Source organism: Paenibacillus algorifonticola, from assembly GCF_050481745.1.
Classification (GTDB): domain Bacteria; phylum Bacillota; class Bacilli; order Paenibacillales; family Paenibacillaceae; genus Pristimantibacillus; species Pristimantibacillus algorifonticola_A.
In genome coordinates, this window is record NZ_JBCNGR010000004.1 from 93,560 (window position 1) to 104,845 (window position 11,286).

The 11,286-nt window shown below is 49.9% G+C and carries 10 protein-coding genes and 1 pseudogene; all 11 read left to right on the forward strand.

Translation table 11 applies throughout. The features are described from left to right. The first annotated feature begins 10 nt into the window (after window positions 1-10). The 11 genes and pseudogenes from pabA (at window position 11) to ABEW34_RS03095 (ending at window position 11,177) form a co-directional block, all read left to right on the forward strand. Window positions 11-592: an aminodeoxychorismate/anthranilate synthase component II gene (gene pabA / locus ABEW34_RS03045; protein ID WP_430154750.1), complete on the forward strand. Its 582-nt coding sequence runs from the start codon at window positions 11-13 to the stop codon at window positions 590-592. Further along, window positions 589-1,554, forward strand: a complete 966-nt coding sequence (locus ABEW34_RS03050; protein ID WP_430154752.1) for an aminotransferase class IV — start codon at window positions 589-591, stop codon at window positions 1,552-1,554. Before pabA ends, ABEW34_RS03050 begins: the two co-directional genes overlap by 4 nt. A 61-nt stretch (window positions 1,555-1,615) precedes the next feature. Further along, on the forward strand, window positions 1,616-2,488 hold the full coding sequence (gene folP / locus ABEW34_RS03055; RefSeq protein WP_430154754.1) for a dihydropteroate synthase: 873 nt from the start codon (window positions 1,616-1,618) through the stop codon (window positions 2,486-2,488). A gap of 31 nt (window positions 2,489-2,519) precedes the next feature. Beyond that, window positions 2,520-2,906 carry a dihydroneopterin aldolase gene (gene folB / locus ABEW34_RS03060; protein ID WP_430154756.1) on the forward strand — a complete coding sequence of 129 codons (387 nt, stop codon included), beginning with the start codon at window positions 2,520-2,522 and terminating at the stop codon, window positions 2,904-2,906. Then, the gene (gene folK / locus ABEW34_RS03065) at window positions 2,884-3,435 is read left to right on the forward strand and encodes a 2-amino-4-hydroxy-6-hydroxymethyldihydropteridine diphosphokinase (protein ID WP_430154758.1); all 552 of its coding nucleotides are present in this window, start codon (window positions 2,884-2,886) and stop codon (window positions 3,433-3,435) included. The genes folB and folK overlap by 23 nt, the downstream gene beginning before the upstream one ends. Beyond that, the gene (locus ABEW34_RS03070) at window positions 3,387-3,608 is read left to right on the forward strand and encodes a helix-turn-helix domain-containing protein (RefSeq protein ID WP_430154760.1); all 222 of its coding nucleotides are present in this window, start codon (window positions 3,387-3,389) and stop codon (window positions 3,606-3,608) included. The genes folK and ABEW34_RS03070 overlap by 49 nt, the downstream gene beginning before the upstream one ends. 16 nt (window positions 3,609-3,624) lie before the next feature. Next, window positions 3,625-3,795: pseudogene (locus ABEW34_RS03075) on the forward strand (tRNA dihydrouridine synthase DusB); the annotation flags it as partial. Window positions 3,796-4,490: 695 nt separating this feature from the next. Beyond that, on the forward strand, window positions 4,491-4,967 hold the full coding sequence (greA, locus tag ABEW34_RS03080) for a transcription elongation factor GreA (RefSeq protein WP_056034744.1): 477 nt from the start codon (window positions 4,491-4,493) through the stop codon (window positions 4,965-4,967). 85 nt (window positions 4,968-5,052) lie between these two features. Further along, window positions 5,053-6,576, forward strand: coding sequence for a lysine--tRNA ligase (gene lysS, locus ABEW34_RS03085; protein WP_430154762.1), 1,524 nt, complete (start codon window positions 5,053-5,055; stop codon window positions 6,574-6,576). Window positions 6,577-6,844: 268 nt separating this feature from the next. Then, the gene (locus ABEW34_RS03090) at window positions 6,845-10,696 is read left to right on the forward strand and encodes a glycosyltransferase family 39 protein (protein WP_430154764.1); all 3,852 of its coding nucleotides are present in this window, start codon (window positions 6,845-6,847) and stop codon (window positions 10,694-10,696) included. Between the two features lie 64 nt (window positions 10,697-10,760). After that, window positions 10,761-11,177, forward strand: a complete 417-nt coding sequence (locus tag ABEW34_RS03095) for a GtrA family protein (RefSeq protein WP_056034740.1) — start codon at window positions 10,761-10,763, stop codon at window positions 11,175-11,177. Window positions 11,178-11,286 lie beyond the last annotated feature (109 nt).

Genomic DNA, 11,286 nt, shown 5'->3' on the forward strand with positions numbered 1-11,286 from the left:
GGCGCATGCGATGATTCTCGTAATAGATAACTATGATTCGTTTACCTACAACCTGGTGCAATATTTAGGCGAGCTTGGCGAGGACATTGTTGTGAAAAGAAATGATGAGCTGGGGCTGGCGGACATTGAGCAGCTGGCTCCTGATCATATTTTGATTTCTCCGGGACCTTGCTCTCCTAACGAGGCGGGCATCAGCCTGTCGCTCATTGAGCATTTTAAAGGAAAAATTCCGATTTTCGGCGTGTGCCTTGGCCATCAGGCGATTGGACAAGCATTTGGCGGAGATGTCATTCGCGCTGAACGTTTAATGCATGGCAAAACATCGCAAATGGTGCATGACGGCAAAACCATTTTTGAAGGCATCCCTTCGCCGTTCACCGCAACCCGTTACCATTCCCTTATCGTGAAAAAAGAGACTCTGCCAGACTGTCTCGAAATCAGCGCAGAAACAGCAGAAGGCGAAATTATGGCCCTTCGCCACAAAGAATACCCGATTGAAGGGGTGCAATTCCATCCGGAATCGATTATCTCCGAGCATGGGCTGACGCTGCTGCGCAACTTTTTGGAAATTCGTACTGGCGCGCCGCGATGAAGGTCGCATTCAATGGCGATGTCATGGATGCCGGTCAAGCTGTGATCTCAATATATGATCACGGCTTTTTGTACGGTTTGGGTTTGTTCGAGACGTTTCGGACCTATGGCGGTCGCGCTTATTTGCTGGAGCGGCATTTACGGCGGCTGGAAGCGGGCTGTGCATCGCTGGGCATTCGCTACAAAACGGATCAAAGCACGCTTGAGGCGAGCATCGCCGAGCTGCTTCATGCGAATGAGCTGAAGGACGGTTATGTCCGGCTGACCGTTACAGCTGGCGATGGCGGACTAGGCTTGCCGATGGGTGATTATGAGCAGCCGCAGGAGCTGATCTTGATGAAGCCGCTGCCGCCTTATCAGGCTGCGCTGTATGAGCATGGCCGCGAGCTTAGGCTGCTGCATACGAAGCGCAATACGCCAGAAGGAGAGATTCGGCTTAAATCGCTGCATTATATGAATAATATTATAGCGAAGCGCGAGCTGGCCGCGAGCAATGCCTCGCCGGGAGCAGAAGGATTGATGCTGAGCGGTGCTGGCCTGCTGACGGAGGGCATCGTCAGCAATCTTTTTTTTACCCAGGATGGTGTTATTCGGACACCCGCGGTTGATACAGGCATTTTGCCTGGCATTACGCGAGAGCGCGTTATGGAACTGGCCCGTGCGGCAGGCTTCCAGGTGGAGGAAGGCCATTACAGCTGGAACCAACTGCTTGGGGCAGATGAAATTTGGCTGACGGGCTCCGTTCAGGAGCTGGTGCCAGTTACGCGGTTATCAGGTACCGACGGCACTCTGGTGAAGGTTGGCAAAGAGGCGGGTGCAGGAAGCGGCGTGGGCTACGGAAAGGCCAGAAATGGAGCCATGCTTGAACCTGAAGCGGAAGCCGGGAAAGCCGGGACGGTGGCCGGCCCGATCACGCGCCAGCTGCTCAAGGCTTACCGCTCCGATACGATGAGAAGCAAGTAAGGTGGAAGCGTCAATCAGCTGCGCATGAAGACTAGAATAGCTAAAGGTGTGAGCGGAACTTATGAATATAACAAGAGAAAGCAAGCTTGAATATTACAGCAGGAGCTATGAGCTGCCTGGAGGGAAGCGGCTGGAGCTGGGCAAGCGCACGCTGATTATGGGCATTTTGAATGCGACCCCGGACTCCTTCTCCGATGGCGGGAAGTTTAATGAAGCGGAGGCGGCTGCCCGCCGCGCGGTGGAGATGGCGGCAGAAGGCGCTGATATTATCGATATCGGCGGCGAGTCCACGCGCCCAGGCTTTGTGCCGGTCGATGCCGAGGAGGAGCTGCGCCGCGTCATTCCGGTCATACAAGCTGTCCGTGCCGCGCTGCCCCACATTGCGATATCGATCGATACGTATAAAGCAAAGACAGCGCGCCATGCACTCGAAGCAGGAGCTACGATCATCAATGATATTTGGGGACTCAAATTTGATGCGGAAATGGCGGCAGCTGCAGCGGAATACGTCTGCCCGGTTATTTTAACGCATAATCGGATGAATCCCGTCTACCTGGCAGCTGATTTTGTGGAGGATGTTATTGCCGATTTGAAAGAAAGCATCGAAATCGCAAGACATGCGGGCGTGCAAGAGGAGCAGATCTGGCTTGATCCCGGTCTTGGCTTTGCCAAAACCCATGAGCAGAATATGGAGCTTCTAGGGCGGCTCGCCGAGCTGCACGCTCTCGGCTATCCTGTACTGCTGGGCACTTCACGCAAAAGCTTCATTAGGCAGACGCTAGATTTGCCGAGGGAAGAGCTGGTAGAGGGTACGGCAGCAACGACGGCGCTGGGCATTGCTCAAGGCTGTCAAATCGTCAGGGTGCATGATGTCCGCGCAAATAAAAGAACAGCTACAATGTCGGATGCGATTACCTATCCGCGTTATTCATAGATTTAGATATAAGTATAAGGGGCGTAAGCTTATGGATAGAATGCTTGTGAAAGGCATGCAGTTCTACGGTTATCACGGTGTTTTTGCAGAAGAGAACAGGCTGGGGCAAAAATTCGGTGTCGATCTGGAGCTGCTGCTGGATTTGGAGAAGGCGGCAACGATGGATGATTTGGAAGCAACGGTGAATTATGCCGAATTGCATGCGCTAACGAAGAAAATCGTCGAAGGAACGCCGTTTAAATTGATCGAGGCTTTAGCGGGTAGCATTGCAACCCAATTGCTGGCGGCTTATACTATGATAAATGAAGTCACGGTTCGTGTGACGAAGCCGAACCCGCCGTTCGACATTCATTTTGATGGCGTGACGGTAGAGCTGCGCAGAAAGCGGGATGCTGATGGACGCGTTGTCTCCGTTTAATTCGCCCGCATATGCTTATGTGGCTCTAGGTTCAAATGTAGGTGATCGGCAGCAGCTTCTGCTGCAAGCGATCCAGCAGTTAAGCGGCTGCCCAGACATCGAAGTGCTTCGCGTTTCTGGCGTATATGAGACCGATCCGGTCGGCTATACGGATCAGCCCCCTTTTCTGAATATGGCTATCGCCGTACGAACTACGCTGTTCCCGCTTGCTTTACTGCACGTCCTGCTGGATACCGAGCAGCAGCTTGGGCGTGTTAGAGATATACGCTGGGGGCCGCGCACTATAGATCTCGATTTGCTGTTGTATGCTGATGTCGTGATGGATGGCGAGGAGCTGACGCTTCCGCATCCTCGAATGATGGAACGTTCTTTCGTGCTCGTTCCTCTTGGTGATGTAATCGAGCAGTCCCATCCGCTTAAGGAACAGGTGGCTGCGGCCGCGGCTTCAGCGCTTCAGGATGGAAAGGAAGGCATCATGTTATGGAAAATCATCAATTGGCACAGCGAGTCCGGGCATTTCGTAAGCTAAAGGGCTATACACAGCAGGAATTAGCAAAAGTACTTGGCGTGTCGGTAGCGGTGTTAGGCTCTCTTGAGCGCGGCACCCGCAAGGCGGACGCGAAGTTATTGATTCACATATCAAACACCCTTGGCGTTAGCTATGAAGAGTTGACGGATTCGGAATCAAACGGAAACGTATAAGCAGGCGTAAACGGCTGCCGTACGGGAAATGCGCAAGCATCTGGCTTGGTATTTGAAAGGCTTGCCGGGCGGTGCGCGCGTGAAGGATGTTATTATGGAAGAAACCGGCCGGGACCGGATGGTGGACATTTTGGATCAATATGTGGTGTCGCTCGAAGAGCAAGGTCTGGCTGCTGCAGGTCTCTAGCTTGCACGAGCAAGCTGTTCAGGAAACGGCTGTTCGGGAATTCGACACTCCCTATACTTGATTTACAAATGAAATAAACGGGCAGGTTATCTGAGAACGTTCAGAGACCTGCCTTTTTTAAAAAAATAAGCTTGTAAAGGCGCCTCTCCTGCCTATGCTCATGTGACTCAAACGACAAAACATTTGTTGTTTTTTCATAGATCGGTTTTTCACATTGCTTTTTGAAGTATAGGAAAGGATAAATGAGGAGAGCCATGATGGCTTATGAGAAAATGGTAGGCTTATGTAAAAAATCTTATATATTTGGAACTTTGTGTTTTTTGCAGACATGTTAGGAAGGAATGTGCGGTTTTGTAACGAATAAAAAAGAAGGGCTATTTGGCTGTCCCGCCAACTGAAATAGAGGGTTCAAGCACGGGTGCATTTACAAGCAGCGTGTTCCTTGCAGACAGGTGTACATATATGGTGGGCAACGCTTTCAAGAGGCCTTATGCGAAAGTCGTTCCAGTCGTTTGGCTTTGATTGACATTCAGGAGAACATTGCATATAATCGTGCAATATAACCTTAATGACTATAGTCAACGCGGCTTATCTGCTCCCTCAGCTGGTCTGAGGCAAGAGGAGCGTAATATATTAATTAACAGTGAATTCATACATGGTATGAAAATTGGTCACACGACGGGAGAATCGGAAAGATGAGCGATAAAGAGATCATTCTGACTCAGGAAGGTTTGAGAAAGCTTGAGGACGAACTGGAGATGCTGAAATCGGTCAAGCGTCGCGAAGTAGCTGAGCGGATCAAGATCGCGATTGGCTACGGCGATATTAGCGAAAACTCCGAGTATGAAGATGCTAAGAATGAGCAGGCCTTCATCGAAGGTCGTATCATTACGTTGGAAAAAATGCTCCGCAACGCTCGGATCATCAACAGCGATGAGATCGATACAGATGTGGTCAGCATCGGCTCCACGGTAACCGTAGAAGATTTGGAATTTGGCGATAAAATGGAATATGCCATTGTCGGTTCCGCAGAATCGGATCCGCTTAACAATAAGATTTCCAATGAGAGTCCTGTAGGCAGAGCGATTTTGGGTAAAAAGGAAGGCACGGTCGTTGATGTCAGCGTACCTGCCGGTGTTATACAATATAGAATCGTCGATATTAAAAAATAAGGTTTGCACTGTGTCTGATTCAGAAAGCTTCCTTAAGCGGAAGCTTTTTGAACGTTAAAGCGGTGCCTTAGGAGATGAAATCAAGTTGGAACATCAGAACACCGAGACAGGTCATGAGCAAGAACAAGAGCTAAGCGAGCTGCTGCAAATCCGTCGTGACAAACTGGACGAGCTGAGAGGACTCGGCATTGATCCATTCGGCAGCAAATTCGAGCGTTCGCATAATGCGAAGGACATCGTGTCCGCTTATGAGTCGTTTACGAAGGAAGAGCTGGAGGAGAAAGCCGTACAGGTAAGCATTGCGGGCCGGATTATGCAGAAGCGCGGCATGGGGAAAGCGAGCTTTGCCCACATTCAGGATCTAAGCGGCAAAATTCAAATTTATGCACGCAAGGATACGGTTGAGGAAAACCAATTCGCAGCGTTCACCCTGCTTGATATCGGCGATATCATCGGCGTCAAGGGAACGGTATTCAAGACGAATACCGGCGAAGTATCGGTAAAAGCGCTTGAAGTGATCGTACTTACGAAGTCGCTCCTGCCTTTGCCGGACAAGTTCCATGGACTGAAGGATGTCGAGCTGCGCTACCGCCAGCGTTATGTTGATCTCATTGTGAACCCTGATGTTCAACAGACGTTCATCTCCCGCTCCCGCATTATCCAATCGATGAGACGCTACCTGGATGGCCAGAACTATCTGGAAGTGGAAACGCCGACGCTGCATACGATTCCGGGCGGAGCATCCGCACGTCCTTTCATCACGCATCATAATGCGCTTGATATGCAGCTGTATATGCGTATTGCGATTGAGCTGCATTTGAAGCGCCTCATTGTTGGCGGCATGGAGAAGGTTTACGAAATTGGTCGCGTTTATCGGAACGAAGGCATGTCGACACGCCATAATCCAGAGTTTACGATGCTGGAGCTGTATGAGGCTTACGCGGACTACAAGGACATTATGGCATTGACAGAAAACATGATCGCGCATATCGCGCAGGATGTGCTCGGCACAACCAAAATCATGTACCAAGGCCAAGAAGTCGACCTGACGCCGCAATGGCGCCGTATTTCAATGGTTGATCTGGTTAAGGAAATCAAAGGCGTTGACTTCAGCGTTCAAATGACGGATGAAGAAGCGCATGCCATTGCAAAGGAGCATAACGTCAAAGTTGAGCCGCATATGACGTTTGGTCATATTGTGAATGCGTTCTTTGAAGAGTTTTGTGAGCATACGCTCATTCAGCCGACCTTCGTTACGGGCCATCCGGTTGCGATTTCGCCGCTGGCGAAGAAAAGCCCGGTTGATCCTCGCTTCACGGATCGTTTTGAATTGTTTATCGTGGCGCGCGAGCATGCCAATGCGTTTACAGAGCTGAACGATCCGATCGATCAGCGCGAACGTTTTGAGGCGCAGCTGCTGGAGAAGGAGCAGGGCAATGACGAGGCGCATGAGATGGATGACGATTTCATACGTGCACTGGAGTACGGCTTGCCGCCAACGGGCGGACTAGGAATCGGTATCGACCGTCTGGTCATGCTGCTCACCGATGCGCCTTCCATCCGCGACGTGCTGCTGTTCCCGCATATGCGCAATCTTGCTGGCGAATAGCCGATCATATTTTTCTACTAACCTGTTGAGGCCTGCGGCTTCAGCAGGTTTTTTTCTATAATAGGCTAGGAAAGCTGTTTAAACGTGCTTTATGTCAGGCAATAAGCTAATGCCGGCTCCGTCCATTGACCCGTGCCGTATTTTCCTTTAAAGTGAATATGTATTTTCAGACAAAAAAAGCTATCTTAGCGAGGTATTGACTATAGAAATTAGAGGTGAACAGACGTTGCTGAAAGGTTCGATGAGAAGTTTGCGGTTGGTCATATGCATGGTAATGCTCTTATTCAGTTTTTTGCCTTATGGCGGCAAGCAGGTGTTCGCGGAGGAATTTAATATTATACATAATGCTGGCTTCGAGGATGCGGAGTCTGGTGTACCTTTGTCATGGACGCAGGATGTGTGGGAGGCTGGGGAGAGCGTATCGCGCTTCACGCTGGAGCAGTCCGATGTTTATTCGGGCACCGGCGCAGCTAAGATTCAGAACTTTCAACCGAACCATGCCAAATGGATACAGAAGCTGACCGTAAGTCCGGACGCTTATTACCATGTGAGCGGCTGGGTCAAGGTCTCAGATGCGAAAAACGATGCAATCGGGGCAAATCTGTTCATTTTAGGAGTGGGCGATCCATTTCCACAGTTGACTGATACGGCAGGCGAGTGGAAGCTGCTCGAATTTTACGGCCGGACAGGGCCAGAGCAGAAGGAGCTGCAAATGGGCATCAGCCTGGGCGGCTACGGAAGCTTGAACACGGGAACAGCGCTGTTCGACGATTTGAAAATGGAGCAGCTTCCAGCAAAGCCTGAAAACGTGCAAATCATGTCCTTCGAACCATCGAAGCTGACAGGTGGTGGGGGCGGATCGACAGAAGCTGAAAAGGACCCGAAAAAGATATCCGCTTTTCCCGTATTATCGATATCGGCCTTATTCGGCCTCTTGTTTGTTTTTCTCTATCGAAAAATGCTTCGGACGCAGCCGCTTGGCAAGTCCAGCACTTCCTATCGTGGCTGGCTGATTGCCGCCATGACAGCAGCTCTTATTTTCAGGCTATGGGTTGCGATTAAGGTGCCGGGCTACGTCAACGATATTAAAACCTTTATGTACTGGGCGGATCGCGCCTACCAGAATGGCGTCCAGCAGTTTTATGAAAAAGGGGTCTTTGCAGACTACCCGCCGGGCTACGTCTATATTTTGTATGTTCTTGCTGCCATCAAGTCATGGTTCAGCATAAATCCGGATACAAGCGGAGCAACACTGCTTTTCAAGCTCCCCGCCATCGTGGCCGATCTAGTGTCCAGCTGGCTCATTTACCGTTTTGCCAAAACAAAGCTCAATCCGGCAGCAGCGGCAGGCCTTGCCCTTCTCTATGTCTTTAACCCGGCGATCTGGATCAATTCAGCAGGCTGGGGGCAGGTGGATTCCTTCTTCACCTTGTTTCTCATTATGGCCATTAGCAGCATGGCGGGGGAGCGTTTGGAACGAGGCGGTATCTGGTTCGCGCTTGCTGTGCTCATTAAACCGCAGGCTTTAATATTCGCCCCGGTCGTCTTGCTCGCTTATTGGCATAAACGCGATTGGAAGCGTGCCTTGATGAGCGTCGCTTATGGCGTGATTGCTTTTCTAGTGCTTGCGGCTCCATTTTTCTTGAACAATGGCGGCTTAATGGGTGTTATTGAGCTTTACAAAGCAACGTTATCCTCCTATCCGTACGCAACGCTGAATGCGTTCAACTTATACGCGCTTACGGGAGGGAACTGGGCACCGCTGGAGAGCAGCTGGCTTGCGCTATCCTATAAAACATGGGGTAACATTGCCATTGTACTAGCGGTTATAGCCGCACTATGGTTCTCCTTCAAGGGCAAGCCAAAGCGCAATCTGGGCATCTCTTATTTTATTGCGATTATTCTCATCACAATCGTGTTTCTGTTTGCTACAAAAATGCATGAGCGTTATCTGTTCCCTGTCATCTTGCTGTATGTTTTCGCCTATATCGAGTCGCAGGATCGGCGGCTGCTGCATCTCATGATGGGTTTCAGTGTCACGCATTTCATTAATGTCGGCTACGTGCTTGCATTCAGCGAGGCAGGTCAGCATACGGTGACCGACGGCATTGTCATTTTGTGCTCCATTACGAATTTGTGCTTGTTCGCCTATTTGCTTTATGTCGGTTATTCTCTTTATGTGAAAAATGATCCCAAACCAGTTCCTCCGCTAACGCAGGAAGAACTTCGTGAAGCAGACCGGCAGGCACTCAAGGAGCTGGAGCCGCAGAGCACTGCTAAAGGGAAGGAACTGCAAGCTTCTTCTCCAGGCAAGGACAGCAATAAGCTCACTCGCAAAGACTGGTGGTGGATGGGCGGCATTACCGTTGTCTATGCGATTGTGGCGCTGCTTAACTTGGGCTCGTTCAATAGCCTTAATACTGGATGGAAGCCGCAGCAGAATGGCCAGAGCTTTTATGTTGATCTTGGCCAGACGCAGCAGCTGGAGCGGGTCAATATGTTCGGAGGTGTGGGAGCCGGCAAGTTCAAGCTGGAGTTCGGAAATTCACCGGATGCGTGGAGCGGCGGCGTAGAAGTCGAGCTGAAAATCGGCGATGATCTAAAATGGGTCGTCCAGCCGCTTAATGTGAGCGCGAGATATGCCAAGGTTACAGTCGCTTCAACTGGTTTCTCGCTGCAGGAAATGGCCTTTTATCCGAGCGGAAGCGATCAGCCGCTGCCTATTGGAGACATTGTTTATATCGACTCTAATGCGGCAGCGGCCGAGGACCCGCGTTTTGGTCCTGCTCAGCATCTATTTGATGAGCAAAGCTCGGCTGCTTACAAGTCAACCTATTGGAACGGCTCATACTTCGATGAGATTTATCATGCACGTACTGCATATGAGTTCCTTGAGGATTTGCCTGTCTATGAAAATACACATCCGCCACTGGGCAAAATACTCATCGCCATTGGCATCAAGCTGTTCGGACTTAGCCCCTTCGGCTGGCGGATCATTGGAACGCTGTTCGGTATTGCGATGATTCCGCTTATGTATATATTCGTGCTGCGGTTGTTCCGCTATCGCACGGTTTATGCAGCGGCAGGCGCAATTTTGCTAGCAGCCGACTTCATGCATTTCACACAGACGCGCATTGCGACGATCGATGTGTACGCCGTATTTTTCATTATGCTTATGTTCTACTTCATGTACCGTTACTATAGAATGAACTTCTATTTAGTAGCCCTACGGAAGACGCTCATTCCGCTATCCCTTGCAGGGATCGTATTCGGCATAGGTGCCGCGTCCAAATGGATCGTCCTTTACGGCGGGGCAGGGCTTGCCGTTATGTTGGGCCTATCCTTGTTCGAACGCTACCAGCAATATGCGGCATCCAAGCGTGCGCTTGCATCGGGAACAGGGAATGCCGAGCAGAGGGAAACCTTTAAGCGCGTCATTCAAGCTTTCCCGCGCAATACGCTATTGACGCTCGCGAGCTGTTTGGTGACGTATATCGCCATTCCTGCTGTTATTTACAGCCTATCCTTTATCCCGGTGCTGAACGCAGGTGATGGCAAATATACATTTGAAGGACTTGTAAGTCAGCAGGAGCATATGTATTCTTATCACAGCGAGCTGGTTGCCACGCATCCTTATTCCTCGCAGTGGTGGGAATGGCCGTTTATGAAACGCCCGGTGTGGTATTATAGCGGCAAGGATTTAGAAAATGCGAATGATGTATCGTCGATTTCCGCCTTCGGCAATCCACTTATTTGGTGGACGGGACTGTTTGCAGTAATAGGTGCCTTCTATATAAGCCTTAAGCGCAAGGATAAACGCATGTACATCGTCTGGATTGCTTATCTGTCGCAATACTTGCCTTGGATGCTGGTGCCAAGGCTGACGTTTATTTATCATTATTTTGCGATGGTGCCGTTCATGATCATGGCGATACTCTATATGTTCCAGACGGCAGAGGAGAAAAATCCGAAGTGGAGGAAATATTTAGGCCTCTACGTCGCAGCAGCAGTCGTGCTGTTCTTTATGTTTTATCCTGTATTATCAGGTTTGCCTTTCAGCAAAACATATGTGGCTCATATATTGCGTTGGTTCCCAAGCTGGGTGCTCTATAGCGGCTAGTGCCAGGAAGCTGAGCCATACAAACATTTGAGTAAAGAAGTTAGGAAGACAAAGGAGCGGCAACATGTCCCAGGGTGCAATGAGGCAAACAATCAGGCAGTTTATAATGTTTAATATGATAGGGCTCGTAAATACGGCTGTCGATTTTATGGTGTTTAGCCTCTTGGTATGGCTGGGTGTGTACTTCGTTGGTGCACAGGTGATTTCTTATGGAGCAGGTATTGTGAACAGCTACGTTATGAATTCCTGGCTGACGTTCGGCAAAGGGCCGGAGCAGCGAAGAGAACGCAAGTTTGATAAAGCACAGGCGATAAGGTTTACTATTTTGAGCTGTACGGTTCTAGGCCTGTCGTTGCCCCTATTGTATTTCGTATCTGAAAAGATGCTTGTTAACGAGTGGCTGGCAAAGCTGCTCGTTACAGGGGTGACAACAGTGCTCAATTTTATTGGCAGCAAGAAGTGGGTTTTTCGCGGTAAATAAGGGTTTGAAACGCCGGAAAAGGCGCTGTAATGCGGGTTTAATAAAAGTTGAAAGTTTTTTTGAAAAAACACTTGCAATCCTCTAGGCACCCGTGATATATTATATGAGT